Source organism: Steroidobacter agaridevorans, from assembly GCF_009932555.1.
Lineage (GTDB): Bacteria > Pseudomonadota > Gammaproteobacteria > Steroidobacterales > Steroidobacteraceae > Steroidobacter > Steroidobacter agaridevorans.
Genome location: NZ_BLJO01000001.1, coordinates 1,307,191 through 1,333,605 on the forward strand (window position 1 = coordinate 1,307,191; position 26,415 = coordinate 1,333,605).

The 26,415-nt window shown below is 62.9% G+C and carries 27 protein-coding genes; 18 read left to right on the plus strand and 9 right to left on the minus strand.

Annotated features, from left to right (window positions below; genetic code table 11):
• Positions 1 to 15: 15 nt before the first annotated feature.
• The 6 genes from GYH35_RS05440 to GYH35_RS05465 all read right to left on the minus strand — a co-directional run bounded on the left by GYH35_RS05440 (position 16) and on the right by GYH35_RS05465 (position 5,175).
• Positions 16 to 1,275, minus strand: a complete 1,260-nt coding sequence (locus GYH35_RS05440) for a tetratricopeptide repeat protein (protein ID WP_161814671.1) — start codon at positions 1,273 to 1,275, stop codon at positions 16 to 18.
• Between the two features lie 290 nt (positions 1,276 to 1,565).
• Positions 1,566 to 1,994 (minus strand): ExbD/TolR family protein, encoded by a 429-nt coding sequence (locus tag GYH35_RS05445; RefSeq protein ID WP_129644975.1) that lies wholly within the window; start codon positions 1,992 to 1,994, stop codon positions 1,566 to 1,568.
• Between the two features lie 30 nt (positions 1,995 to 2,024).
• Positions 2,025 to 2,468, minus strand: coding sequence for an ExbD/TolR family protein (locus GYH35_RS05450; protein WP_235936701.1), 444 nt, complete (start codon positions 2,466 to 2,468; stop codon positions 2,025 to 2,027).
• A 68-nt stretch (positions 2,469 to 2,536) separates the two neighbouring features.
• On the minus strand, positions 2,537 to 3,289 hold the full coding sequence (locus GYH35_RS05455) for a MotA/TolQ/ExbB proton channel family protein (RefSeq protein WP_129644974.1): 753 nt from the start codon (positions 3,287 to 3,289) through the stop codon (positions 2,537 to 2,539).
• 113 nt (positions 3,290 to 3,402) lie between these two features.
• Positions 3,403 to 4,044 (minus strand): energy transducer TonB, encoded by a 642-nt coding sequence (locus GYH35_RS05460; RefSeq protein WP_161814672.1) that lies wholly within the window; start codon positions 4,042 to 4,044, stop codon positions 3,403 to 3,405.
• Between the two features lie 507 nt (positions 4,045 to 4,551).
• Complete coding sequence (locus GYH35_RS05465; protein ID WP_161827847.1) at positions 4,552 to 5,175, minus strand: energy transducer TonB; 624 nt, start codon at positions 5,173 to 5,175, stop codon at positions 4,552 to 4,554.
• 197 nt (positions 5,176 to 5,372) lie between these two features.
• Here GYH35_RS05465 and GYH35_RS05470 point away from each other — a divergent pair, with 197 nt between their 5' ends.
• Both GYH35_RS05470 and GYH35_RS05475 read left to right on the plus strand, forming a co-directional pair.
• Positions 5,373 to 7,664, plus strand: coding sequence for a catecholate siderophore receptor Fiu (locus GYH35_RS05470; protein ID WP_161827848.1), 2,292 nt, complete (start codon positions 5,373 to 5,375; stop codon positions 7,662 to 7,664).
• Positions 7,665 to 7,686: 22 nt separating this feature from the next.
• Positions 7,687 to 8,367 carry a Fe2+-dependent dioxygenase gene (locus GYH35_RS05475; protein ID WP_161827849.1) on the plus strand — a complete coding sequence of 227 codons (681 nt, stop codon included), beginning with the start codon at positions 7,687 to 7,689 and terminating at the stop codon, positions 8,365 to 8,367.
• Here GYH35_RS05475 and murU read toward each other — a convergent pair.
• Positions 8,364 to 9,041, minus strand: a complete 678-nt coding sequence (murU, locus tag GYH35_RS05480) for an N-acetylmuramate alpha-1-phosphate uridylyltransferase MurU (RefSeq protein WP_161827850.1) — start codon at positions 9,039 to 9,041, stop codon at positions 8,364 to 8,366. The two genes, GYH35_RS05475 and murU, sit on opposite strands and share 4 nt — an antisense overlap.
• 9 nt (positions 9,042 to 9,050) lie before the next feature.
• Complete coding sequence (locus GYH35_RS05485; protein ID WP_202624092.1) at positions 9,051 to 10,109, minus strand: aminoglycoside phosphotransferase family protein; 1,059 nt, start codon at positions 10,107 to 10,109, stop codon at positions 9,051 to 9,053.
• A gap of 130 nt (positions 10,110 to 10,239) precedes the next feature.
• Here GYH35_RS05485 and GYH35_RS05490 point away from each other — a divergent pair, with 130 nt between their 5' ends.
• The 7 genes from GYH35_RS05490 (at position 10,240) to GYH35_RS05520 (ending at position 17,592) form a co-directional block, all read left to right on the plus strand.
• A complete protein-coding gene (locus GYH35_RS05490; RefSeq protein ID WP_161827851.1) occupies positions 10,240 to 12,579 on the plus strand; it encodes an LPS-assembly protein LptD in 2,340 nt (779 codons plus the stop codon).
• Positions 12,580 to 12,623: 44 nt separating this feature from the next.
• A complete protein-coding gene (locus GYH35_RS05495; RefSeq protein WP_161814678.1) occupies positions 12,624 to 13,964 on the plus strand; it encodes a peptidylprolyl isomerase in 1,341 nt (446 codons plus the stop codon).
• Positions 13,961 to 14,995 (plus strand): 4-hydroxythreonine-4-phosphate dehydrogenase PdxA, encoded by a 1,035-nt coding sequence (gene pdxA / locus GYH35_RS05500; protein WP_235936702.1) that lies wholly within the window; start codon positions 13,961 to 13,963, stop codon positions 14,993 to 14,995. Before GYH35_RS05495 ends, pdxA begins: the two co-directional genes overlap by 4 nt.
• Complete coding sequence (rsmA, locus tag GYH35_RS05505; protein ID WP_161814679.1) at positions 14,952 to 15,731, plus strand: 16S rRNA (adenine(1518)-N(6)/adenine(1519)-N(6))-dimethyltransferase RsmA; 780 nt, start codon at positions 14,952 to 14,954, stop codon at positions 15,729 to 15,731. Before pdxA ends, rsmA begins: the two co-directional genes overlap by 44 nt.
• Positions 15,732 to 15,770: 39 nt before the next feature.
• On the plus strand, positions 15,771 to 16,202 hold the full coding sequence (locus GYH35_RS05510) for a universal stress protein (protein ID WP_161814680.1): 432 nt from the start codon (positions 15,771 to 15,773) through the stop codon (positions 16,200 to 16,202).
• 83 nt (positions 16,203 to 16,285) lie between these two features.
• The gene (gene apaG, locus GYH35_RS05515; RefSeq protein WP_161814681.1) at positions 16,286 to 16,732 is read left to right on the plus strand and encodes a Co2+/Mg2+ efflux protein ApaG; all 447 of its coding nucleotides are present in this window, start codon (positions 16,286 to 16,288) and stop codon (positions 16,730 to 16,732) included.
• A 14-nt stretch (positions 16,733 to 16,746) separates the two neighbouring features.
• Positions 16,747 to 17,592 carry a symmetrical bis(5'-nucleosyl)-tetraphosphatase gene (locus GYH35_RS05520; protein WP_161814682.1) on the plus strand — a complete coding sequence of 282 codons (846 nt, stop codon included), beginning with the start codon at positions 16,747 to 16,749 and terminating at the stop codon, positions 17,590 to 17,592.
• A gap of 9 nt (positions 17,593 to 17,601) precedes the next feature.
• Here GYH35_RS05520 and GYH35_RS05525 read toward each other — a convergent pair whose 3' ends face one another.
• Positions 17,602 to 18,258, minus strand: a complete 657-nt coding sequence (locus tag GYH35_RS05525) for a hypothetical protein (RefSeq protein WP_161814683.1) — start codon at positions 18,256 to 18,258, stop codon at positions 17,602 to 17,604.
• Between the two features lie 112 nt (positions 18,259 to 18,370).
• Here GYH35_RS05525 and GYH35_RS05530 point away from each other — a divergent pair, with 112 nt between their 5' ends.
• The 9 genes from GYH35_RS05530 to GYH35_RS05565 all read left to right on the plus strand — a co-directional run bounded on the left by GYH35_RS05530 (position 18,371) and on the right by GYH35_RS05565 (position 26,400).
• Positions 18,371 to 18,883, plus strand: coding sequence for a 3-hydroxyanthranilate 3,4-dioxygenase (locus tag GYH35_RS05530; protein WP_161814684.1), 513 nt, complete (start codon positions 18,371 to 18,373; stop codon positions 18,881 to 18,883).
• A 13-nt stretch (positions 18,884 to 18,896) separates the two neighbouring features.
• Positions 18,897 to 19,712: a cyclase family protein gene (locus GYH35_RS05535; protein WP_161814685.1), complete on the plus strand. Its 816-nt coding sequence runs from the start codon at positions 18,897 to 18,899 to the stop codon at positions 19,710 to 19,712.
• Positions 19,709 to 20,983 (plus strand): kynureninase, encoded by a 1,275-nt coding sequence (kynU, locus tag GYH35_RS05540; protein ID WP_161814686.1) that lies wholly within the window; start codon positions 19,709 to 19,711, stop codon positions 20,981 to 20,983. Before GYH35_RS05535 ends, kynU begins: the two co-directional genes overlap by 4 nt.
• A complete protein-coding gene (locus GYH35_RS05545; RefSeq protein ID WP_161814687.1) occupies positions 20,980 to 22,344 on the plus strand; it encodes an FAD-dependent oxidoreductase in 1,365 nt (454 codons plus the stop codon). The genes kynU and GYH35_RS05545 overlap by 4 nt, the downstream gene beginning before the upstream one ends.
• Before the next feature lie 96 nt (positions 22,345 to 22,440).
• A complete protein-coding gene (locus GYH35_RS05550) occupies positions 22,441 to 23,286 on the plus strand; it encodes a PhzF family phenazine biosynthesis protein (RefSeq protein ID WP_161814688.1) in 846 nt (281 codons plus the stop codon).
• 413 nt (positions 23,287 to 23,699) lie between these two features.
• Entirely contained in the window at positions 23,700 to 24,812 is a 1,113-nt protein-coding gene (gene bcsZ, locus GYH35_RS05555; protein WP_161814689.1) for a cellulose synthase complex periplasmic endoglucanase BcsZ, read from the plus strand.
• 142 nt (positions 24,813 to 24,954) lie between these two features.
• Positions 24,955 to 25,347: a hypothetical protein gene (locus tag GYH35_RS34515; RefSeq protein WP_202624093.1), complete on the plus strand. Its 393-nt coding sequence runs from the start codon at positions 24,955 to 24,957 to the stop codon at positions 25,345 to 25,347.
• On the plus strand, positions 25,344 to 26,048 hold the full coding sequence (locus GYH35_RS05560; protein ID WP_202624094.1) for a class I SAM-dependent methyltransferase: 705 nt from the start codon (positions 25,344 to 25,346) through the stop codon (positions 26,046 to 26,048). Before GYH35_RS34515 ends, GYH35_RS05560 begins: the two co-directional genes overlap by 4 nt.
• A 37-nt stretch (positions 26,049 to 26,085) precedes the next feature.
• On the plus strand, positions 26,086 to 26,400 hold the full coding sequence (locus GYH35_RS05565; protein ID WP_235936703.1) for a hypothetical protein: 315 nt from the start codon (positions 26,086 to 26,088) through the stop codon (positions 26,398 to 26,400).
• Positions 26,401 to 26,415: the final 15 nt, after the last annotated feature.

Consider the following 26,415-nt stretch of genomic DNA (forward strand, 5'->3'; position numbering starts at 1 on the left):
ACGTCAAGCGTTCGATCAGGCGGACTGAGTGCGGATGACCCACAGCTCGCCCAGGTCCTTGAACTTGTTGCCGGCCTTCTTGAAGGCTTCGCGAGCCTGCTCCTTCTGGCCCTTCTTCAGGTACGCCATGCCGAGGCTGAGCTGCGCCTCGTCGGCATCGGTCACGCCGCCCTTGGCAATGCCCTTCTCGAGCGCTGCGATCGCCTTGTCGGTCTCGCCGTAGCTCAGGTAGGCCTGACCCAGGCCCACCAGCACCTGGCCGGTGCCGGCCTTATCGGCTTCGGCCTGCTGCTGAGTCAGCGTCTTGCGATCCAGGTTGGCCTGGTCCGTCGCGCTCTTCAGCAGACGGTCATAGCGGCCCTGCTCGGTCTTGTCGGCGCTCTTCAGCACGCCCGAGTCCATGCCCTTCTGCACGATGGCCTGAGCTTCGCCGGGGACGCCAGCGTCGATCGCGAGCTGCGCCATTTCGACGAAGTCGCCCTTGTCCTTCAGCACGCCGACTTCGTTCATCAGGCGGTAGTAGCCGAGGCTGATGCGGTCGCCGCCTTCTTTGCGGCGATAGATGTCGAGCAGGTTTTCCCAGTATTCGGGTTTCGGATAGTAGCGGACCATCTTCTTGAGCGCGTCGCCGATGCCGTCCTTGTCCTGCGGCTGCATCTTGAAGTACGAGCTCATGACGATCTGGATCCAGTTCTCGTCGGGCTTGCGGCCAGCCTTCTCGGCGTTGTTGACCACGCCCCGCATGGTCTCCGCGGCGCCCTTGAAGTCGTTCAGCAGGTACTGCGACTGACCGAGCAGGATGCCCATGTCTTCGGTGTTCGGGTGCTTCTCCAGCCACTTCTTGGACCACTGCGCGGCCTTGGTGTAGTCCTTCTGCTGGAAGTACAGCTGGGCGACGGTCTTGGTGCGGTCGTCGACCTGGTCGGCCGGCATCAGGCCGGAGTTCAGCATGCGCTCGAACACCGGCGCGGCTTCGCCGAACTTCTTCTGCTGGATCAGCACGAAGCCCATGAATTCATCGATCTGGTAGGCCTCGAACGGGGTCTTCTTCTCGACCGCGGCGGCCTTCTTGATTTCAGTAAGGGCCGTGTCCCACTGCTTCTTCTGCATGGCCTCCTGGGCGGCCTTGAGCGGCACGGCGACGGCCTTGGTGGTGATCTTGTTCTGTTGCTTCTCCTCGGCGGCGTGCGCCGCGGGAGCCAACAAGGTCACCGCGGGAACCACAGCTCCCATGGCGAGAGAAATCGCGACGGCAATACTACGTACTCGAGTCATATGGTTTCCCGATCTATAACAAAGGGCGCGAATCGACCCACAGCCACTCAATTCGTTCAATCGTTCGATACGGTGCTGCGCAACCATTCGTCTTTATGACCTCGGTTCCGGCCATAAATTCGCTGGCCGCCATCCCTACGGCCATGAAGCTACCGAAATGTGTGAGTCGCTGACTACAAACGGTCGGCGGCGGGAATTGTTTCGACTCCCGCCGCCTTTTCAAACAGAGCTTATCCGACGGCATCGCCCATCCAGGCTGAACCCGGACTGAACCCAAAGGCGATAATTAGTTATTCGCCCATGAATTGTTCGTTGCCGACGAAGCCGATGCGCTGCATGCCGCTGCGCTGGGCCAGTGCCAGCACCTTGGCCACCGTATCGTAGTTCGCACGACGCTCCGGACGCACGTGCAGCTCGGGCTGCGGGTTCTTGGCCGCTTCCACCCGGAAGTAGCCCTCCAGCTGATCCAGCTGCACCAGCGAACCGTTCCACACCACGCTGCCGTCCCAATCGATGTCGATGCGGATGGGCTCCATCTGCACGTCGGTGGGCGGTGGATTGGACTTGGACTGCGGCATATCCAGCTTCACCGCGTGCGTCATCACCGGCAGGGTGATGATGAACATGATCAGCAGCACCAACATGACGTCGATCAACGGCGTCGTGTTGATGTCCATCATGGGTTCGTCTGCACCGCCGCCGCCTACACTCATTGCCATGGCAAATACCTCTTCTAAGTAGCGCGGGAGTTACTGCGAACTCGCGCCCGGCTCGGTGATGAATCCGACCTTCTGAATACCGGCGCGCTGCGCGGTCAGAATCACCCGGCCCACATGCTCGTAGCGGGTCTGCTGGTCGGCACGGACGTGCACTTCGGGTTGCGGCTTCAACACCGCAGCGGTCTTCAGACGCTCCAGCAAGGCATTGGTGTCGGGCACCAGGCTCTGGCCCCAGTACATCTGGCCGTCCTTGTTCACCGAGATATTGATGTTTTCCGGCGCGGTCTTGGTGGCCTCGTTGCGGACCTTGGGCAACTCGACCGGCACGGTGTGCGTGATCACCGGGATGGTGATCATGAACACGATCAGCAGCACCAACATGACGTCCACCAGCGGCGTCGTGTTGATTTCCGACATGGCCTTCTCGTCGTTATCCGACGAAGGCGGAGCAAACATGCCTTCAAATGAACTCATTACAACGTGCTCCGATTAGGAAAGGCCCCGGACCCGATGCGATCGATCGGGTGCCGGGGCCGTTCACATTACTTGCGGGTCACCGCAGCGGCGGGGGCGGCAGCCGGAGCGCGGCCAGCGGTCGGCAGCGGACCGGTTTCGACGCGAGCGCCGCTCACCAGGTAAGCATGCAGGTCGGAAGCGAAGTAACGCAGCTTCTCGATCAGGTCCTTGTTACGGCCCAGCAGCCAGTTGTAACCCCACACGGCCGGCACGGCGACGAACAGACCGATGGCGGTCATGATCAGCGCTTCACCGATCGGGCCGGCGGTCTTGTCGAGCGAGGCCTGGCCGGCGAGGGAGATCTGGATCAGCGCGTTGTAGATACCCCACACCGTGCCGAACAGACCGACGAAGGGCGCCGTCGAACCGGTAGTGGCGAGCACCGACAGACCGGTGTTCAGACGCTTGCTGATGGAATCGACCGTGCGGTACAGCGACGCGGTGATCCACTCGTGCAGCGGGATCTGATCGGTCAGGCGGCCTTCGTGATGCTGGGCGGCGCGCAGGCCGTCTTCCACCATCATGCGGAACGCGTTGTCCTTACCCGTGAGCTTGGCAGCGCCATCGCGGATGTTGCCGGCAGTCCAGAAGCCCTTCTCGACTTCCTTGTACTGCTTGAACAGGCGGCGCTGGTCCCAGGCCTTGGTGAGAATGATGTACCAGGAGGCCAACGACAGGATCACCATGATGATCAGCGTGCCGTGCGCGACGACCCCACCCTGCTCCCAGAGTGCTTGTAGGCCGAAGGGGTTTTCGACGTTTTCGGTGTTCGGAGCCATGGAACGATGTCCTCTACGATTAAATCAATGACCTTGAGTCAGTTGGGTGGAGTTCTACTTGCCGTCTGCCGGGCCCGTTCGCCACAGGCCCTTCGTCACGCGTTACCCGCGCCTCAGTCCGTGAGTTTGAATGTGACGGCGAACTGCCCCCACATCGGAACCGGTTTGCCATTCTCGGTGCCCGGCACCAGGCGCCAGGACCGTTTCACTTCGCGCACCGCCGCCTCGTCCAGGCGGGGGAAGCCGCTCGATTGCTTCACGCGGGCTTCGCCGACGCGGCCGTTCTCGAGCACATAGACCTCGAGGATGACCGTGCCCGCTTCGCCGGCACGGCGCGAAGAAGGTGGATATTCAGGCTGCGTCAGCGGACGACGCGAGTCCGATTTCGGCGCAGTGCGCGCGACCGGAGCCGGCTGCGCGACCGGCGGCGGCGGCGCCGTCGGCTTGACGTTGGTGGTCTGCTGGATCGCGTTGGTCGGCGGCGCGTCCGGCGTGATCGCGATGTCGATCTCCGGCGGCGGCACGAACGGCGGCGGCGTTTCGATCTTCGGCGGCGGCGGCGGCGGCGGCTCTTCCTGCTTCGGCGCCTCTTCGATCATGCGGGTCTCGATGGGACCCAGGACGACGTCGATGATCTGATGGGAAAGACCGGAGTTCAGCAGCCAGAACATCCCGACATGCAATCCAATAATGATCGCGAGAACGAGACCGCGGCGGGTGAAAAACGAACTGTCCGTGGCTGGTGCGTAGGGCATGCTTTGCAGCTCAACAAAAATAAGATACGGGGCTCAAGGTTCAACCCCGCATAGTTAGTGCGCAACCGTTAGTGGTCGTTCGATGCGTATGCTCATACGGCATACAACCCCCGTTTCTGCCGGCCTTCGCGCCCGCGTCCCGTCCGGGATGGCCGGAATAAGTCCGTAAATTCCGTATTGACGCGTTGTCCTACAGACCGCAGAAACGGCGGGCAAGGTATAAAGTTTCTGCGAGGAAGGCAAGCACTCCGAAACAGAATCTACCTACTTGTAAACTAACTTTGCTGATAAGAAACGCGATCCCAAATCCCCTGCGCACCATTGACGTGCTCGCTACGAAGGCGTTGCAGCACTACTGTGCATACACGTCCGGTCAGCGGACCGCAGGCCGATCGACTCATGGGCAACGATTACCGTAGTCGATTGTTCCACCCAATAATGAACGGGCGGGCCGCTGTCACATTGCTGGGTACGACAGCAAATACAGACAGCGCGCACGGCGAATAGTTACGCCGAGCCGCGATTTAAAGCGAATTCGATCGGGATCAGCACCAGCGCCCGGCGTGGCGCGCCGTCCTCCACGTAGGGGCGGAAGGCCGCGTGTAACACAGCTTCGCGCGCGGCATCGTCCAGTCGCGCATGGCCGCTGGACGTTTCTATTTCGATACTGCTCGCTGCGCCCCGCTCGTCGATCACCACTCGCAGGACCACCAGTCCCTGTTCTCTCAAGCGCCGTGACTGAGTTGGATATCGGGGCGCGGGCTCGCGGACATATTCAACCGTCGACACCAGCTTCGGTGTGCTTCGGTCCTCGGCTTGCGTGGCGGGCGGCGCCGCCGCCTGTACAGGAACAGTGATCGCGCGTGAAGCGGCCGGCGCATCGGTCGGAATCTCGATCGGCGGCAGCTCGGGAATCCGCACGATCGGTTGCGGCGTTACCACGCTCACCTGCGGCAGCTCGCGCCGTGGTGTGGGTTCAGGCTGAGATACGAAGGTGGCGGTCAGCGGCACTTGCGCAACAGCCTGCTGGATCCGAGGCGCGAATGTGACTGCCAAATAGAGTCCGACCGCATGCACGGCGACGATGGTTGCGCCCACGCACAGGCGCTGCGAATGGTCTTCAGCGAACACGGGCAGTCGCGCTCACAACTTTCATGACGAAGGGAACAGCAACGAGATGATGCCCTGGTAGATCCTCGGTTGCAAATGAGAAGCCTTCTCACCTAAAGTCGCCGCCACAAAACGATGTAGCCCGCCTGCACGACGCCTTCGGGCGTCGCTGTCGCCAGCCAGAAATCACGACCTTTCGTTAAGGGAGATCTCCGGCTATGCGCGACTCGATTCCAGGCACGCGCGGCTCCGCGCTCGCGGCCGCCATTTTCACTGTGTTACAGGCATCGGCCCTGCATGCGGCCGAGGACCCGCCGCAGTCGATGCGGAAGATCTCGGTGGAAGGCACCGAGGAAGCCGCCAAGGTGGATGAAGTGAGCTCGCCGAAGTTCACGCAGCCGCTGCTCGATACGCCGCAGACGATTGCTGTCATAAGCGGCAAGGTGCTTCAACAGCAGCAGAGCACCACGCTCAGCCAGGCGCTGCGAAACACTCCGGGCGTGACGTTCCTGCTGGGCGAGAACGGCAACACCGCGACCGGCGATTCCATTTTCATGCGCGGCTTCGACACCCAGGGCAGCATCTTCATCGACGGCATCCGCGACCTCGGCACGATCTCGCGCGATACCTTCAACACCGAACAGGTGGAAGTCGCCAAGGGTCCGTCGGGTCCCGATAACGGCCGCGGAGCCGCGTCCGGTTACATCAACCTGGCGACCAAGGTGCCGCTGGCGGACAACTTCTCGCGCAGTACTGTCAGCTATGGAACGGCAGACAACAGCCGCATCACCGGCGACCTGAATCAATACTTCGCAGGCGCCGGCGCCGCGCTCCGCCTGAACGCCATGGTTCAGCACGGCGGCGTCGATGGCCGCGACCATGTGGAAAGGAACAGCTGGGCAATCGCCCCGTCGCTCGCGCTCGGCCTCGACAGCGACACGCGCGCTTATTTCTATCTGCTGCATACGAAACAGGACAATCGCCCCGATGGCGGCATACCGACCATCGGCCTGGACGGCTTCTTCAACGCGGCGTTCGCGCCCGGCGGCGCCAACTCGGGCCTGCGGCCCGGCAAAGTCGATCGCGACAACTTCTATGGCGCGCTCAGCGATTTCGATGACGTCGAAGGCACGATGTTCACCGCGCGTATCGAGCACGACTTCAACGACAACCTGCGTCTGCGCAACACCTCGCGCTATGGCAAGTCCGAGCAGTCCTATCTGCTCACCGGCGTAAACGCGATCACCGCCACCGACCCCGATCCCGATGCCTGGACCGTGTCGCGCTCGCGCCAGGCCAAGTTCCAGGAAAACACGGTGCTCACCAACCAGACCAATCTGACGGCGACGTTCCAGACCGGCGCACTGGAACACTCGCTGACCAGCGGCCTGGAATTCATTTACGAGAAGCAGTTCAACCCGACTTACATCGGTCAGGGCACGATGGCGCCGGCCGGCTCGGCGGCGAACGCGAATTTGGCGAATCTCTATAACCCGAATCCGCGCGATCCGATCACCGGCCGCGACCTGGCGCGCAACGGTGTCTACACCAAGGGCGACACGACGACTGTCGGCGCGTATCTGTTCGATACGATCTCCTTCGCGGAACGCTGGGAAGTCACCGGCGGCATTCGCCTCGATGACTACACGACGCAATTCGAGAGTGCGACGCTGTCGACGGCGACCACTCATCCGACGTTGCCCGTCGGCACGCTCGTGCCCACCGATCTGGAGTCCTCCGATACGTTGTTCGCGTACAAGGTGGGCGTGCTGTACAAGCCACGCGAGAACGGCAGCGTCTATCTGTCGTATGCCACTTCTCAGCAGCCTCCCGGCGGCAACAACTTCACCTTGAGCACGGCGACCACCGGTAACAATGCGGTCAACAATCCCAACGTCGATCCGCAGAAGTCGAGCAATGTCGAGCTCGGCGCCAAGTGGGACTTGAACGACGGCGCATTCGCGGTGACCGGCGCGATCTTCCGCAGCGAGAACGAGAACGATCTGGTGCAGAACGATCCGACCGATCCGTCCGCGATTCAGCAGCTCGGCAAGAAGCGCGTGCAAGGCATCGAGCTTGGTGTGGTCGGTCGCGTGACCGATGCGTGGGAGCTCAGCGCGGGCGTCGCCAAGCTCGACACGGAAGTTCTCGAAGGCACCGCGGCCCAGAACGGCGCGCAGATCAACTGGTCGCCCGAGCTCACGTTCACCAGCTGGACGACCTATCAGCTGCCGTTCGGCCTGACGATCGGTGGCGGCGTGCGTTATGTGGACACGGTGTTCCGTTCGATCAGCAACAACATCACGGGCACGACCAACACTCCGGAAGCGCCGGACTATTGGGTGGTCGACGCCATGCTCTCCTATGTCATCGGCGAGCATCTCACCGTCCAGCTCAACGGCTACAATCTGGCCGACGAGTTGTACGTGGCCAGCCTCAACAACGGCGGCTCGCGCTACTCGCCCGGGGCGCCCCGCTCGGCCTTGCTGAGCTTCAGCGTCGACTTCTAGGACGCCATCGAGTGCACGCCGCATGATTCTTCGCATCGCCAGGCTGCTCAGCACCGAGCAAGTGAACGAATGCCGGCGTGCCCTCGACGCAGCGGAATGGATCGACGGCAAGGCGACGGTCGGCGAGCAAGGCGCGCTGGTGAAGAACAATCGCCAGCTCGCCGACAACTCGCCGGTGGCGCGCCGGCTGGGTGAGATGATCCTGACGGCGCTGTCGCGCAATTCGCTGTTCTTCTCGGCGGCGCTGCCGTTGCGGACGGTGCCGCCGCTGTTCAATCGATACGAAGGCGGCGAGCACTACGGCGCGCACATCGACGGCGCGGTGCGCGGCATTCCGGGCACGTCGTATTTTCTGCGCACCGATCTGTCATCCACGTTGTTTCTGAGCGAGCCGTCCGAGTACGACGGCGGCGAGCTGGCGATTCTGGGGACGCACGGCGAGCAGCAGATCAAATTGCCGGCGGGCGATTTGATCGTGTATCGCTCCGGCAGCCTGCACCGGGTCAATCCCGTGACTCGCGGACAGCGCACCTGTTCGTTCTTCTGGACGCAGAGCATGGTGCCCGACGATCGTCATCGCGAGCTGCTGTTCCAGCTGGACACCACGATTCAGGAGATCCGAGGTCGCTTCGGCGAATCGGACCAGAGCGTCGCGCTCACCGGGCACTATCACAATCTGCTGCGGATGTGGACGCAGCTCTAAGCGGACCGCTCGCGATCGATCTGCTGCAGCTGTTGGGGTGTGCCGACGTTGTGCCACACGCCTCGAAACAACTCGCCACTGACCCGATCCTTGCGGATCCAGTCGAACATCAGCGGCGCGAGCGGAAACTTTCCAGGCTGGCAGCCGGCGAAGAACTCCGGACGCATCACGCCGATGTTCGCGTACGTGTAACGCTCGCCGCTGTCGGTGAGGCGGCCATCGGCCAAGCCGAAATCGCCGCGCGCGTGAAAGTCAGGATTGGGCACGACGACGAAGTGCGCGATGTCGGTGTCCGACAGCTTTGACCCGACGTCGCCGAGTGGATACTCAGTCCACACATCGCCGCTGACGACCACGAACGGGTCCGTGCCGGACAGGCCAGCGAGGAACGGCAACGCTTGGAACACACCGCCGCCGGTTTCCAGAGCAGCGTCGCCTTCGTCGCTGTAATGAACGCGCACGCCGAATTGCGAGCCGTCGCCGATCGCCGCACGGATCTGCTGCCCGAGCCACGCCAGGTTGATGACGATCTCTCGCATCCCCGCCGCGGCCAGCGCCTCGATGTGATATTGGATCATCGGCTTGCCAGCCACGGTCAGCAGCGGCTTGGGAGTGCGGTCCGTGAGCGGACGCATACGCTCACCACGTCCGGCCGCGAGAATCATCGCGCGCATGGTGATGTCCTAAAGCTTCGCCATCGCAGGGACGATGCGCTGTTCGATGAACGTTGCCAGGAACTCCAGGTCGCTGTAGTTCTTGACCACCTGGCGGACATAACTCAGCGTGCGCGGCAGATCCTTCAAGTACCCCGACTTGCCATCGCGGTGATACAGACGCGCGAAGATGCCGAGCACCTTCAGCTGGCGCTGCAGGCCCATCAGATCGAACCAGCGCTGGAACTGCGCGGGGTTCGCGCCTACGTCGACACCGCTACGCTGCGCGGTGTCCCGGAAATATTTGATCCAGGCATGGATGCGCTCAATCGGCCATTGCACATACGAGTCGCGCAACAGTGACACCAGGTCGTACGTGACCGGCCCCAGCACTGCGTCCTGGAAATCCAGAATGCCCGGGTTCGCGCCGTGCCCGCCTTTGTCGTGGCTCACGCCATCGGTGACCATGAGATTGCGCGAGTGATAGTCGCGATGAACGAACACTCGCGGCTGCTGCAGGACCTCAGCGACCAGCGTGTCGAAGGTCCGGGCGATGCCCACGAGTTCGGCCTCGCTCAACTGCAGGCCGAGATGCTTGCCGCAGAACCATTCAGGAAACAGCCCCATCTCACGACGCAGGAGCGCATCGTCATAGGGCGGCAACTGCGCGGCGTGTTGACCGGCTCGCGCTTGAATAGCGACCAATGCGTCAATGGCGTCGCGATACAGCCGCTCGGCGTCGGCGCCGGCGTCCAGATCGGCAAGATAGGTTCGCGAGCCGAGGTCGGTGTTCAGCAGAAAGCCGTTGGCATCGTCCCGATGCAGGACCTTCGGTGCGTTGACCCCGACGTCCACCAGCATGGCCGAGACGCGGATGTAAGGACCCATGTCCTCTTTGCCCGGCGGGGCATCCATGGCAATCCAGGTCTGCCCCTGGCGCGAAACACGGAAATAGCGGCGGAAGCTGGCGTCGGCGGAGGCCGTTGTCACCACGAAATCGCGCGCGCCGAACAGGCCGGCGAGCCATTGCTCGAGCTGTTGCAGCCGCAGGTCGGGTGCTGCAGAACCATCGTGTGAAGGTGACGACACGCGCAAACGCTGCTCCAAAAAGGTGTGAGACGTAAATAGACGGCCAGCAAAGAACGGCGCTCATTATAATCGCCCCCCGATGCACCGAACTGCGACACCCCTAACAAGCCTTTCAATTGCAATCGCCGCAGTGCTGGCCGCAGCGTCGCTTTCGAGCACGGCCTCCGCGGCCGAGCCTGAGGCGAACCCTGCAAACACTGCAGAGCCGGCCGCCGAGAGCCAGACACTCAAGTGCCCGGCGCCGAATCGGGAAGCCACCGCAACGAGCCAGCGCCGCGACGCCAAGCCGCCCGCCGAGCTGCCTCAAGACATCGAGTTCGAAGCCGACGGCCTCGAAGGCACGCGCGAGGGCGAGTTGAAGCTCAACGGCAAGGTCGAGATCCGTCAGGGCGAACGTCGCATCCACACCCGCGACGCCACCTACAATCCGCAGGACGAGAGCTTTCAGGTCGATCAGGGCGTCGAGTACAACGACGGCCAGGTCACGGTGCGCGGCGAAGGCGCACACATCGATCGCCAGGGCGGCGCGGTCTTCGAAGGCGCTCAGTTCGAGCTGGCGGATCGTAATGCGCGCGGCTCGGCCGATCGTATCCGGGCGACTACCGAGGGCACGCTGTCGCTGGACCGGGTCAAGTACACGACCTGCCCGCTCGGCAACGAAGATTGGATGCTGACGGCGTCCGACATCGACATCAGTCAACGCGCCGGCCTCGGCATCGGCCGCGGCGTGCGGCTGGACTTCAAGGGCGTGCCGCTGCTGTACACGCCGTTCATCTCCTTTCCGGTCGGCAACGAGCGCAAGTCGGGCTTCCTGTTTCCGACCATCGGCACCTCCTCGCGCAGCGGCTATTCGCTGGAAGTGCCCTGGTACTGGAACATCGCGGAAAACTACGACGCGACCTTCGCGCCGATCTATTACAGCAAGCGCGGCCTGAAGCTCGACACGGAGTTTCGTTACCTGAACGCGGCCGGCGCCGGCCAGCTCGATGTGCAGTACCTGCCCGACGATCGCGAGTTCGGCGAGGAGCGCAGCCTGGTCCATTTCGTCGATCAATCCGATTTCACGCAGCGCCTGCGGCTGAACATCGATGCGGCCAATGCCAGCGACGATCAATGGTTCGAAGATTTCGGCCTGGGGCCCGAAGGCACCAGCGTCACGTATCTGAACCGCTCCGCGAGCCTCACTTATCTCGACGATCGCTGGCTCGCGATCCTGCACGCGCAGAACTTTCAGACCATCGACTTCGCCACCGAGAACCGGATGCCGATCCCGCCGGCGCAGCGTCCCTACACGATGCTGCCGCAGATGGCGGTGCGCGCGAATTTTCCGGATCAGCCGTTCGGGCTCACCTACGGCATGGATTTCGAGCTGGCCAACTTCCAGCACAACGTCGAGGGGCTGGACACCGGCTGGCGCGCCGACTTCGCGCCTGAGATCCGCATGCCGCTCAGAGGCGCGGGTGTTTATATCGAGCCGTCGGCGAGCTGGCGCTACACGCGCTACAAGCTGAGCGAAGAAGGCGCCGACATCGATAACGGCCACGATACATTCACTCGCTCGGCGCCGGTCCTGAGCGTCGATGGCGGCATGGTGTTCGAGCGCCTGTTCGGCTCGCGCAAACAGCGGCTCAGCACCATCGAGCCGCGCTTCATGTATTTGTATGTTCCCTATCGCAACCAGGACGACCTGCCGGTGTTCGACACCGAGCTGGCCGATCTGAATCTGGTGCAGCTGTTCCGTACCAACCGTTATGTCGGCGCGGATCGGCTGGGCGACGCCAATCAGCTGGCGATCGGCTTCACCTCGCGCTGGCTGGATGCGGACACCGGCGAGCAATACATCGCCGCGACCGTGGGCCAGGCGTATTACTTCGATCGGCCTCGTGTGACGCTGCCCGGTGAAACGATAGATGACCCCGAGACGTCCGACATCATCGCGGAGATCGATCTGCGGGCGTACGGCAATTGGAATATCCGCGGCGGCATTCAATGGGATCCGGGCGAAACGCGCTCCGAGCGCGGCCAGCTCCAGCTGCAATACCGGCCCGAATACGACCGGGTGATGAATCTCGGCTACCGCTTCCGGCGCGACCGCCTCGAACAGGTCGACGGGTCGGTCGCCTGGCCGATCAGCAAGCAATGGAGCGTGTACGCCCGCATGGTGTATTCGCTCGAAGACAACGCCATCGACGACACCGCGCCGGTGGATCCGACGCTGCCGCCCGAGACCGTCGCCCGGCGCGACGAAAAGGGCGTGATCGACCAGTTCGCGGGTCTCGAATACCGCTCCTGCTGCTGGCGCTTCCGGGTCGTGGCCCGTCGTTATGTGAGCGACCGCACCGGCGACCTGGACACCAGCGTGCTGTTCCAGCTCGAACTTAACGGGCTGTCCAATGTCGGAGTGGGTGCGAATACTTTTCTGGAGCGGTCGATTCGGGGATACTCCGTCGATCCTCCCGAGGTTGAATGACGCCTCACTCAGAGGCCGCCCCAGTGGCCCTACCCTGGTTACGCATGAAACTGCTCCGCCCTACGCCAAAAATCACCAATGCGATCCGTGGCTGCCTGCTCGGCCTGAGCCTGTTCGGGCTGGCCGGCGGCGCCCTGGCCCAGACCCGCGAGCTCTCCAGCAACGGCGTGCTGCTCGATCGCATCGCCGCCGTCGTCAATGACGGCGTCGTGCTGAACTCGCAGCTCGAGGAGCAGACCGAAGAGATCACCGCCCGGCTGCGTCAGCAAAATACCGAACTGCCGCCGCGCAATGTCCTGCGCCAGCAGATCCTGGAGCGCCTGGTGGTCGAGGAAATCCAGATGCAGCGGGCCAACAAGCTCGGCATTCAGGTTTCCGACGAAATGCTGAACGGCGCGCTCGACGACGTGGCCAAGCGCAACAACATCGGCTTCGCCGATCTGCCCCAGGCCCTCTCCCAGCAAGGCATCGACTACCGCACCTTCCGCGATGAGATCCGCCGGCAGATGACTCTGCAGATGCTCCGTCAGCGCGACGTGATCGGCCGGATCAACATTTCGCCGCGCGAGCTGGAGCAGTTCATGACTCGCCAGCAGGCCGCGCCCGACAAGAACGCCGAATACAACGTGTCGCACATTCTGATTTCCGTGCCGGTGAGCGCGTCGCCCGAGCAGATCGAAGCGCGTGAGAAACGCGCCAAGGAAGTTTTCGACAAAGCCAACGGCGGCGACGACTTCGCGCAGCTCGCGGTCACCTACTCGGACAGCAGCACGAATATCGAAGGCGGCTCGCTCGGCTGGCGCCGCGGCACACAGCTGCCATCCATCCTCGCCGACACCATTGCCGCGATGAAGCCGGGCCAAACGTCCGCGCCCATCCGCACGCCCAGCGGTTTCCATATCTTCCGCTTGAATGAAGTGCGCGGCGGCGTGCAGCAGTCGGTGGTGGCGCAGGTTCATGCACGTCACATCCTGCTCCGGACCAACGAGCTCGAAGACGATCAGACGGTCGAGCAGAAGCTCGCCGCCATTCGTACCCGCGTCATCGATGGCAAGGAAGACTTCGCCGCGATCGCCGCGGTGACTTCGCAGGATCCAGGCTCGGCCGCCGACGGTGGCGATCTGGGCTGGGCCGGTCCCGGCAGCTTCGTGCCCGAATTCGAGAAACAGATCGACGCGCTCAAGGAGAACGAGATCTCCAAGCCGTTCAAGACCCAATACGGCTGGCACATCGTGCAGTTGCTCGGCCGCCGTCAGCACGATTCGACCGACGATTTGAAACGTCAGCGCGCGTTCGCCGAATTGCGCGAGTCGAAGGCTGAAGAAGAGACCGAGCTGTGGCTGCGTCGCCTGCGCGACGAAGCGTTCGTGGAATACAGGATGTGAACCCGCCAGTCCGGGCGCGCATACCGCGGCTCATCGTTACGTCAGGTGAGCCGGCCGGCATCGGGCCCGATCTGTGTCTCGCCATCGCCGCCCGCGATTGGCCTTGCGATGTGGTCGTCGCCGCCGATATCGAGCTGCTGAAGCAACGCGCGCAGCAGCTGCGGCTCAGCATCCGGCTCCTTACTTATGTCAGCAGCACCGTCGTCCCGGCTCATCAACCCGGCACGTTGCGTGTGCTGCATGTTCCGACCGCCGCAGCGGTCGAACCCGGCAAGCTGAACGTTGCGAACGCCCGTTATGTGCTGAACCTGCTAGATGCCGCCGCGCAAGGCTGCCTCACGGGCGAATTCGATGCGATGGTCACTGCCCCCGTGCAGAAGAGCGTGATCAACGACGCGGGCGTGCCGTTCTCCGGACACACGGAATATCTCGCCGAACATACCGGCGGCTCTCATCCGGTAATGATGCTGGCCACCGAGCACCTGCGCGTCGCTCTGGTCACCACGCATCTGCCGCTGCTCGAAGTGAGCGCTGCGATTACCGATGAAACGTTGACGCGCGTCATTCGCATCCTCGATCACGATCTGCGCACTCGCTTCGACATCGCGCAGCCGCGCCTGCTCGTGCTGGGGTTGAATCCTCACGCCGGCGAGTCGGGCCACCTGGGTCGCGAAGAAATCGAAGTGATCGAACCGACCCTGCAACGGCTGCGCGCGGAAGGATTGCGCCTCATCGGCCCTGCGCCCGCGGACACCGCTTTCACACATCACATGCTCGATCAGGCCGACGCCGTGCTCGCGATGTTTCATGACCAGGGCCTGCCGGTGATCAAATACGCCGGCTTCGGCGATTGCGTGAACATCACGCTCGGCCTGCCCATCGTGCGCACCTCCGTCGATCACGGCACCGCGCTGGCGCTGGCCGGCAGCGGCAAGGCCGACGCCAGCAGCCTGATCGCGGCGATGCAGATAGCACTGCAAATGACCCATGCACCAACCTCGCAAGCGATTCGGCCAGCACTTCCTGCATGACCCGGGCGTGATCGGGCGCATCGTCGCCGCGATCGCGCCTCAGCCGCAGGATCGCATGGTCGAGATCGGGCCGGGCCTGGGTGCGCTCACGCTGCCGTTGCTGGGCCGCCTGAACGAACTGCATGCCGTCGAGATCGACCGCGATGCGATCCGTCATTTGCAGGAGATCACCCAGCACGACCCGCGGCTGCACATCCATTCCGCCGATGTCCTCAAGTTCACGTTCGCTCATATATATGAAGGCGAGCGGCTGAGGCTGGTCGGCAACCTGCCCTACAACATTTCCACGCCGCTGCTGTTTCACCTGATCGAACAGCGCGAGCGCATCCTCGACATGCACTTCATGCTGCAAAAAGAGGTGGTCGACCGCATGGCCGCGGCGCCCGGCTCGGAGCATTACGGCCGGCTCACGGTGATGCTGTCGCCCTGGGTGCGGGTGGAAGCGCTGTTCGATATCGGCCCCGGCGCCTTCAAGCCGCCGCCGAGAGTCGTTTCGACCGTCGTGCGGCTGACACCGCATGAACAGCCCATGGCGATCGGCGATCCCCGTCATTTCGCGACGGTGGTCGGAGCCGCGTTCTCCCAGCGGCGCAAAACGCTGCGCAATTCGCTCAAACCTTTCCTCGACGCCGAGGATATCGCCGCGGCCGGCATCGATCCGGGGCTGCGGGCCGAAGTGCTGTCGCCCGCTGAATTCGTTGCGCTGAGCAGCCGACTGAGCGCCAAGCTCCTATAATCGGCTGGAGGTTCGCAGAACGCACTCGAGGGGACTGCCATGCGCGACTACAAGAACATTCTGCTCGTGGTCGACCTGTCCGACGACAGTCAGATCATCGGCGAGCGTGCCAAGGCCATCGCCGCCTGTTACCAGTCCGAGATCACGCTGCTGCACGTGGTCGAATATGTACCGGTCGAGCCCATGGGCGAGGCGCTGTTGCCGACGGTTCAGATCGAAGGCGAGCTGGTCGATCGCGCCAAATTGCGACTGGCCGAGCTGGCGAAGAAGCTGTCGCTGTCGAACAGCCGACAGCTGGTCGAGACCGGCGGCATCAAGTCCGAGATCATTCGCAGCGCGCAGCGTCTTCACAGCGACCTCATCGTGCTCGGCAGCCGCGAGCGACACGGTCTCGCCATCCTGCTGAACTTCACTGAGGACACGATCCTGCATGCGGCGCCTTGCGACGTGCTGGCGGTACGGCTGCACTAGCAGACATAAGCCTCCCGATTTTTCCGGCAAGATCTGTCGCCGAGACTGCTAGAATCGTTGCGGCTCAAGCCAGTCATCCGGATATGACAGATACCACGCCCCCCAAAGGTCGCGCCTCCGCCAGCCATACGGACCGCGATGTCCCGCCCGCGCCCGACGCGCTCCACAAGATTCGCGTCGACGTGAGCGCCAATTACGTGGGCGAGCAGTCCAAGCCGGACGAAGGCCACTATGCCTTTTCCTACACCATCACCATCCGCAACGAAGGCCAGGTGCCGGCGCGCCTGCTGACCCGTCATTGGGTGATCACCGACGCCAACGGCAAGGTGAAAGAAGTGCGCGGTGAAGGCGTGGTCGGCGAACAGCCGTATCTGCTGCCGGGCCAGGGCTTCCGTTATTCCAGCGGCGCCGTGCTCGAAACGCCGGTGGGCGCCATGCAGGGCAGTTATCAGATGCTGGCGGACGACGGTGCGCATTTCGATGCGCCGATCGCGCCGTTCACCTTGGCGATGCCAGGGCTGCTGCACTAAGAGCTGCCGCCCGCATGGCCGTCTATGCCATCGGCGATATTCAGGGTTGTGACGAAGAATTCTCGCAGCTGCTGACCAAGCTGAACTTCTCCGCGTCGCGCGACACACTCTGGCTGGTCGGCGACCTGGTCAATCGCGGCCCCCGCTCGCTGGAAGTATTACGACGCGTGAAGGCGCTGGGCAGCTCCGCCATCAGCGTGCTCGGCAACCACGATCTGCATTTGCTCGCGTTGGCGCTCTCGCCGACCGAGCCGCTCAAATCCAAAGACACGCTTCAGGAAATTCTCGCCGCGCCCGATCGCGACGAGTTGCTCGACTGGCTGCGTCATCGGCCGATGCTTCATCACGATGCAGGACTTGGCTACACGATGGTTCACGCCGGACTGCCGCCGCAGTGGGATCTGGCGCTGGCACAAGCCTGCGCGCGCGAGCTCGAAGAAACATTGCGGGATGAGCACAGCTGTCGCGAGTTGTTCGCCAACATGTATGGCGACAAGCCGGATCGCTGGTCGGACGATTTGCAGGGCCACGAGCGGCTGCGCTTCATCACGAACTGCCTCACGCGCTTGCGCTTCTGTCGCGCCGATGGCCGGCTCGATCTGAAATTCAAAGGCGAAGTGAAGGACGCGCCCAACCACCTCATGCCGTGGTTCCAGGTGCCCGAGCGGCGCTCGCGCGATATCCGCATCGTCTGCGGCCATTGGTCGGCGCTGGGTTATTACGATGCGGATGGCGTGCTCGCGATCGACACGGGCTGCGTCTGGGGCGAGAAACTCTGCGCCGTGCGTCTCGATCAGTTCCCGCCGGAGCCGGTGCTCGTGCCCTGCTCGTCGTCAGGGCTGAGCGTCGGCAGCGAGTAACACCCGGCGCTAAGTGCCCTTGTCTTCCGCCGCGTCGGGCTTCGGAATTTCCACCAGCGCGTCGACTTCCAATCGCGGCTGACCCAACGTCAGCTGATTCGGCGAACACTGCACGTCGTCGCGCACCGTGCGCACCGCGAGCTTCGGCAGCACCTTCTTCTTCAACTCATCGATCAGCTCGCAATCGCCGGGCTCCAGGTTGAGCCGCCCCCGCGACAACGATACGCGACGCCATTGGGCAGGAAATTCCTCCAGGCTGTCGAGCGGGTGCTCGCTCTTCTTGCCTCGAACGCGCTGGGCCAGCTCGCGCACACTCTTGTTCTTATCGCGCTCGGCGAGCTCTGCCGGGGTCGCCTCGACGGGGCTGATCACTTGCATGACTACGCGGGGCATGCGAGCCACCGCGTACGGACAATCCGCCGACCGCACCTTCACCCGCGCATGCACGCCGAGCTCGCGCAGAATGCGCTCGAGCTTTCCTTCCAGGCTGGTGCAGGAATAGAAGGTGGTGAAGCTTTGAAAATAGAAGGCGATTTCCTGGTGCTTCCAGATGGCCTGCACTGGATCGGCGGCAGGCGCCTGATCCTCGCCCGCTCCGGCCACGGGCAGGCTGAACAGCAGCGTCAGCCACAATAACGGCGCTGAAGTTACGCATTGACGAGACATGAGCGGTGTCCTCCGCATGGCTCACAAGCATGGTCCGCGACCGCTTCTGACGCAAGCGAGCCCGGCCGCCGGTGCGCCCTTTGGTATACTGGCCACCCGCGGAGAACCCAGCATGAGCCCGCTCAAAGCCTTCAATTTTCGCGACTGGATCGACAAGCACCGCGAATACCTCAAGCCGCCGGTCAACAACCGGCTGGTATTCCGCGAGTCCGAATTCATCATCATGGTGGTCGGCGGCCCGAATTCGCGCACCGATTATCACGAGGATCCGGGCGAGGAATTCTTCTATCAGCTCGAGGGAGACATGACCCTGCGCACGATGCAGGACGGCGCCCGCGTCGATATTCCGATCCGGGAGGGCGAGATCCTGCTGCTGCCCCCGCGTGTTCCGCACTCTCCGCAACGTTTTGCAAACACCGTGGGCCTGGTCATCGAGCGCAAGCGGCGGCCCGAAGAGCAGGATGGTTTCCTCTGGTTCTGCGAGCACTGCTCCTATCCGCTGCATGCCGAATACTTGCATGTCAGCGACATCGAGACGCAGTTGCCGCCGGTGTTCGAGCGCTTTTACGGCTCCCTGGAGATGCGCACCTGTCAGGCTTGCGGCGCGGTCGCGCACAAGCGTTGATCAATGACGTTCGATGCGTGACCCATCCCCCGCTTCCCATGCGATTGCTGTCGAGATTGCCGGTCGACGCTGGCGGGTCTCATCCGACGGTCACGATATATCCATCCCGCTGCGCTTCAACGAAGCTCAGCCGACTTTCTTCGGCGCGCCGGCCGCGAGTGCTGAACCGATAACCGCTGGCTCGTTCGTTGGTGACGTGCGGCATGGCGGCAGCTGCAATTGTTCCGTTCACACGCTGGCGCCTCATTGCAACGGCACGCATACCGAATGCGTCGGTCATATCACTCAGGAACGGTTGAGTGTGCGCGATCTCGCGATCCGGCATTTGAGCGCTGCCTTGCTGATCTCTGTGATGCCCGAGTCGTCGGCAGAGATATCCGGCGACCGCGTGATCTCTCTCGCGGCGCTGATCAAGGCAATTGATGGCGCCACGTTGAGCGACTATCAGGCGCTGGTGGTGAGGACGTTGCCAAACGATGCATCCAAGCTCACCTGTAACTACGACGCTGGGCCGATGCCGCCGTATTTCAGCGTCGATGCCATGCGCCACCTCGTCGACCACGGCATCGCTACGCTGGTCGTGGATCTGCCTTCGATCGATCGAGCGCAGGATGGCGGCAAGCTCGCGGCTCACCGAGTCTTCTGGGGCATGCCGGCGGGCAGCACGTCCGCAGCGACAGCCACACGCCAGCACGCCACCATCACGGAGATGGCATTCATCGACGACGCCGTCGCCGATGGTTCCTACCTGCTGAACCTGCAGGTCGCTCCTTTCGTCATCGACGCCGCGCCGAGCCGGCCCATTCTGTTACCTCTGTCACCCGCATGAACGTTTCCGTCGAGCGTAGCTTCGCCGAACAGCAGGACGCCGCCGATTCCCTGGCGTCGCTGCGTGCCGAGTTTTTCATTCCACAACGCGAGCGCGGCGGCGACAGTATCTATCTGTGCGGTCACTCGCTCGGGCTGCAGCCACGCGGCGTTGCCCGAGTGCTCAATGAAGAATTGCAGCATTGGGCCGAGCTTGCGGTCGAAGGCCATTTCGCATCGCCGCGCCCGTGGCTGCCGTATCACGAACAGCTGACCAATTCGTTGGCCAGGCTGGCGGGCGCGCAGCCGCTCGAAGTGGTCGCAATGAACTCGCTGACGGTGAACCTGCATCTGATGTTCGCCAGCTTCTATCGCCCGCGTCCCGGACGTGAGGCCATCCTGGTCGAGCAGCAGGCATTCCCATCGGATCAGTACGCAGTCGCCTCGCAGATCGAGTATCACGGCTTCGATCCGAAGACCGCATTGATCGAGATCGCCCCGCGTGCGGGCGAAGCCGTGCTTCGCACCGAAGACATTTGCGCGTTGATCGAGCGCGAAGGACAACGTATCGCGACGGTGATGCTGCCGGGCGTGCAGTATTTGACCGGCCAGCGCTTCGACATCGAAGCGATCACGCGCTGTGCCCGACGCCAGGGATGCACCGTCGGTTTCGATCTCGCGCATGCCATCGGCAACGTGCCGTTGAAACTGCACGACTGGGACGTCGATTTCGCCGTGTGGTGCAGTTACAAGTATTTGAACGCCGGCCCCGGCGCCATCGGCGGATGTTTCGTGCACGAGCGTCACGCGCGCTCGGTGGACCTGCCTCGCTTCGCGGGCTGGTGGGGCCACGACAAGCAAAGCCGGTTTCAGATGCCCGCGTCGTTCCAACCCATTCCGGGTGCGGAAGGGTGGCAGCTTTCGAATCCTCCCATTCTCGCCGCCGCGCCGCTGCTGGCCTCCTTACCGCTGTTCGACAAAGCGGGCATCGACCAGTTGCGAGCGAAGTCGCTGCGCTTGACGGCCTATCTGCAATGGCTGCTTCAGGCTCACCTGTCCAACGCGCTGACGATCACGACACCGAGCGATCCCGAAGCACGCGGCTGCCAGCTGTCCATTCGATTGCACCGTTCCGCAGCTGAAGCCCGCGCGGCTTTCGACGCCCTCGCCGCCCAAGGCGTGTTCTGCGACTGGCGCGAACCTGACATTATTCGCGTCGCCCCGGTGCCGCTCTACAATTCGTTCCTCGATGTGTGGCAATTCGTCGCCGCGCTGGAGCAGGCGCTGCAATGAGCGATGGCAGACGTAACGGACCGATAACCGTTGTCGGCGCGGGGCTGGCCGGCACGCTGCTTTCCATCATCCTGGCTCGCCGCGGTCACCGCGTGCGCTTGTATGAACGCCAGGACGACATGCGGCGCGTACTCATCGATGCTGGCCGCTCCATCAATCTCGCCCTCGCGGCCCGCGGCATTCGAGCACTCGAACTCGCCGGTGTGATGGAGCACGTGACACCCGAACTGGTGCCGCTGCCCGGCCGCATGCTGCACGACCTGAGCGGCGCGCTGACCTTTGTTCCTTATGGCCAGCGTCCCGAGGAAGTCATTTATTCCGTTTCGCGGCCCGGCTTGAATTGCATTCTGCTCGATGCCGCCGAGCGCGCGGGCGTCGAGCTATTGTTCCGCCATCCGGCGATCGGTGCGGATTTCACGCGCAACTTGGTGAAGTTTCAGGATCCGGCCGGTCAACCGCACGACATCCCAATGGAGCGCGTGTTTGCGACGGATGGCGCAGGCTCGGTATTGCGCCGGACCATGGTCGATCAGCTCGGCATCGCTTGCACTGAAGATCTGCTCAAACACGGTTACAAGGAACTCACCCTGCCGCCGTGGCCGAACGGTCAGCCACGCATCGACAAGCATGCCTTGCACATCTGGCCACGCGGCGGCTTCATGCTCATCGCGCTGCCGAACATCGACGGCAGCTTCACGGTCACGTTGTTCCTGCCGCTCAATGGGCCGGACAGCTTCGAGACGCTGACGACGCCGGCCAGCATCGAAACCTTCTTCGGCAAGCACTTTCCGGATGTGAAACAGCTGATGCCGGATCTGGCGGCGGAGTTTCTTCAGCACCCGACCGGCATCATGGGCACCGTGCGTTCCCAGCAATGGTCCTTTGAAGATCGGCTGCTATTGATCGGCGATGCGGCGCACGCGATCACCCCGTTTCATGGCCAGGGCATGAACTGTTGTTTCGAGGACTGCCGCGAGTTGGACACGCTGCTGATGGGCAGTGACGACTGGGCGCGCAGCTTCCGCGAGTTCGAAACCTGGCGTCTGCCGAACACCAACGCCATCGCCGACATGGCTATCGAGAACTACCTGGAAATGCGCGATACGGTGCGGGACCCGAAGTTCCACTTGCACAAGGCGCTGTCGCTCGAGCTGGAGCGTCGTCATCCGACGCGCTTCGTGCCGCGCTATTCGATGGTCATGTTCCGTGACGACATCCCGTACTCCGTCGCCTATGAGCGCGGCCGCATTCAGAATGAGATCCTGTCCGCGCTCACCCAGCAAGCCGACACGCTCGCAACGGTGGACTATGACGCGGCCGCGCGCATGATCGAAGCGAAGCTGCCGCCACTGCCGAACTGAGCGCCCGGCCACTGTGCCGGCATTCACACGCCGGACTGTGCATTTACCCGAGCCACTGCTGCGTTTACAACAGCAGCATCAGTCACGGGATTCGTTATGCGCAGTCTGAATTTCCGCATCGTCAATGTGTTCACGTTCAACGGCGGCACGCTCACCGGCAACCCGCTGTGTGTCTTCGAGGACGCACGCGGCCTGGACACCGAAACCATGCAGGCGCTGGCGCGCCAGTTCAATTTGTCTGAAACGACGTTCATCCAACCTTCGAGCCCGGCCAACGCGCACGTGCGCATCTTCACGCCCAGCTATGAAATGCCGTTCGCCGGGCATCCCACGCTCGGCACTGCGTTTGTTTGTCGCGAGCTGGGGCTGGGCGGCGATCGGCTGCGGCTGGAAATGAAGGCCGGCATCATTCCGGTCGAAGCCCAGGGCAATCGCTGGACGCTGCAGGCCAATCAACCGACATGGCGCGCATGCGAGGCGTCGCGCGAGACATTGGCGGCCATGCTCGGACTGGAAACCAGTGACATCGGCGAGCAGCCGCTGTGGATCAAAGCCGGCAAGGAACAACTCGTCATTCCTTTGACCAGCGAGGCCGCGGTCCGTCGTGCTCTGCCCCGGCCCGATCTGTTCGGCGCTGTGAAAAGCGAGGACGGCCACAGCATGGCTTATATCTTCGCGCCCCCCGCCGACGGCCGCACCTTGGCGCGCTTCTTCTTCCCGGACGGGCCCGCCATCCTCGAGGACCCCGCTACCGGCTCGGCAACGGCCAACTTCGGCGGCTGGTGGCTTGCCACGAATCAGCCCCTGCCCTGTCAGTTGCAAATATCACAAGGCGAATACGTCGCGCGGCCCTCGACGCTCTATCTTCAGGTGGACTCGCAACGACGCATCCTGGTCAGCGGCGACGTGATCGAGATCGCGCGCGGCACACTGCAGTTGTAACAACGACAGCGAGTTTTTGCCGTCTTCTACGATCTCTTCCGGATTGGCAACCGGTTGCGCACTCCCTAAGGTCCTGCCGACAGTCTCGGTAGCGCTGGGAGCGTAGATGTCAGAACACGGATCGGTAATAACGCGTATTAGAAAAGACGGGTTTGTCACACGGCAAGTCGCACAGGCTGACTCCATCGGCTTGCTCGCCCTGTGTGTTGCGACTGCAACCGACCTCATCGGTCAGCGGCCCGAGCTTTGCTGACGCCATTGGAGGACGACGGCAAAGCGCCCCTGATCCTCCGCGATCTCGCCATCGTGCGCGGCGACACCGTACAGAGTTTCCAGTGCGACTCGGTCTACTATGTGGGCTCGGTCGCCGCCAGCGGCTCGCAGTGGCCGCCCGGCTGCTTTTGGGGGTGCTCATGTTAAGCACTTCATTGTTACTTGCCGACAGCGCCCTGGGCGCTGGCGTGAAATGCGAGGCCTGGCCGGCCTGGCAGCGCTTCAAGCTGCTGTACATGAGTCACGACGGGCGGATCGTCGACGCCAGCACCGAGGCCCAGGTCACCACATCGGAAGGCCAGTCCTACGCTTTGTTCTTCGCGCTGGTCAGCAACGACCGCCAGGCCTTCGACCGCATCCTGCGTTGGACCCATAACAATCTCTCCGGCAGCCAGCTGGACAAGAATTTGCCGGCGTGGAAGTGGGGCCGCGCCGACGAAAGCACATGGCGCGTGCTCGACCGCAACTCCGCGAGCGACGCCGATCTGTGGATCGCCTACACGCTCGGCGAAGCGGCGCGGCTATGGAACGAGCCACGCTACTCCAGCCTGGGCGCCGAGATCGCAAGAAACATTCTGCGCCAGGAAGTGGCCACCGTGCCCGGCCTCGGCACGGTGTTGTTGCCCGGACCGCAAGGCTTTGTCACAGATGACAGCTGGCGCCTGAATCCCAGCTACCTGCCGCTGTCAGTGCTCCGCGGCCTGGAAAGGCAGACCAAGGAACCGCGCTGGGCCGAAATCATCCAATCCTCGGAGCAAGTCATTCTCGGCTCGGCTCCCAATGGATTCGCCGTCGACTGGGTCGAATTCACAAGCAATGGTTTCATCGCCGATCGCCGCAGCCGAGGCGTCGGCAGTTACGAGGCGATTCGCGTATATCTCTGGGCCGGCATGTTGCCCGCGTCCGATCCGGCACGCGACAAGATCGGCGACGTCTTGAAGCCGGTGCTGGAGAACGTCGCCAAGCGCGCCGCTCCAGTTGAAATCGTCGACACCCAAACGCTGGAAATGCGCGGCGATGGCCCGCCTGGTTTCTCGGCGGCGCTGTTGCCCATGCTGGCGAACGCCAGAATGACCGCCGCCCTGCAGTCCCATCGTCAGCGAGCTGCCGACGGTTCGTTACAGAACAATCAGAGTTATTACAGCGACGCACTGGCGCTGTTCGGGCTCGGCTGGCTGGAGCAGCGCTATCGGTTCAATCGCTCGGGCCTGTTGAGCGTGCGCTGGACTCCCGCATGCGATCGACCGCACTAGCCACACCAGCGCCCGAACTCCTGTCCCCAGCCGACTTCCCACCATGCTGGAATTTCAAAGCCTCGCCGGCACACGGGAACCATCCATGGCCGCGGGACATCTATCCCTCGATACCCACTACTATGTGCCCGGGTAACTCACGATGATGTCGCGCTCTTCTGGTGCAGCCGTCGCCTCGCATTACGAGGACATGCCGCTGTCACTGGTGCTGTTTCGCTATCTGTGGCCGTTCTGGCTGTTCAAGGATGCCAGCCGCGGCGATCGCATGACGCGTGCGGCCGCTTACCGCCACAACCGCAGTATGCGAATCTATCTGCCGGGCTATCTGATGAAATGGATGTTCAGTTGCGTCACCACGTTCGGCATCACGGCGGGCTTCGGCTCCCTCTCGACGGCGCAGGCGGCGAGCACCGGGCGCTCGCTGGATGTGTTCGCGATCATTGCGGCCGGCTGGGGCATCATTTTCGCCTGCAGCGTCTGCGTGCTGTTCATCACCAGTTACATCTATTTCTATTTGAGCCGCAACGACGCTTGATCCGCACCCTACTCGCCGCCCTGCTGCTGGTTGGCAGCAGCGTCGCTTGTGCCGCTGCTCCTGAACCGTACGAAACACGCGCCGAGCACGATCCCGACGGCATCGGCAAATTCTATTTAGGCCGCGAAATCGCGCATGTCATGGGGCCCGGCGGTGTGCCGTGGCTGGAACGACAGCAGCGTGAGAGCGAAGAGCGGCCACAGCTGACCATCGCTGCGCTGGAGATCAAGCCGGGCCAGACCATCGCCGACCTGGGCGCGGGTTCCGGTTATTACAGTTTTCGGATTGCACCGCTGGTCGGCGAGCGAGGCAGCGTGCTCGCGATCGATGTCGAACCGCGCATGTTGAGGATTATTTCCGAGCGCGCGCAACGCGACGGCATCAAGAACATCACCACCGTGCTCAGCACGCCCAGCGATCCGAATCTCGAACCCAACAGCATCGACCTGTTGTTCATGGTCGACGTGTACCACGAGCTCGAGTATCCCTTCGAGGTGATGACCAAAGTGCGAGAGGCGCTGAAGCCGGGCGGCCGGGTCGCGCTGATCGAATATCGAGCCGAGGATCCGGCGGTGATGATCAAGCCGGTCCACAAGATGACCGAGCGGCAGATCGTCAAGGAGCTGACCGCAGCCGGCTTCAAGCACCAGAAGACCATCCGCACCCTGCCTCTCCAGCACCTCGTCCTTTTCCAGAAATAGGCTATCCTTGCCCGAAATCGGGCAGGATTGTTGGGAAATGACGCACCAGCCGGCAGACTTCGCCTCCGCATCGGATCCAAAGGGGGCGCAGGACGACATGGGAGAGCTGGTGGACTACCTGGCCCGCTCCAGTCGCCTGACACCCCAGGAAGCGGCCCGACTGGTCAACGAAGTGCTGGCATTCATGAGCGAGATGCCCGAGGACTTCGTCCGCCGCCGCCACCTCGCCCTGCAGGCCCAGGGTCTTTCGAACCGAGCGATTTATCTGCAGATCAGCGACGAGCTGGCGGCGCGACGGTTTCGCGCACCCGAGTACAGCGAACGGCAGATCCGCAGAATCATTTACGGCTGAGCGAAGGACTTCATC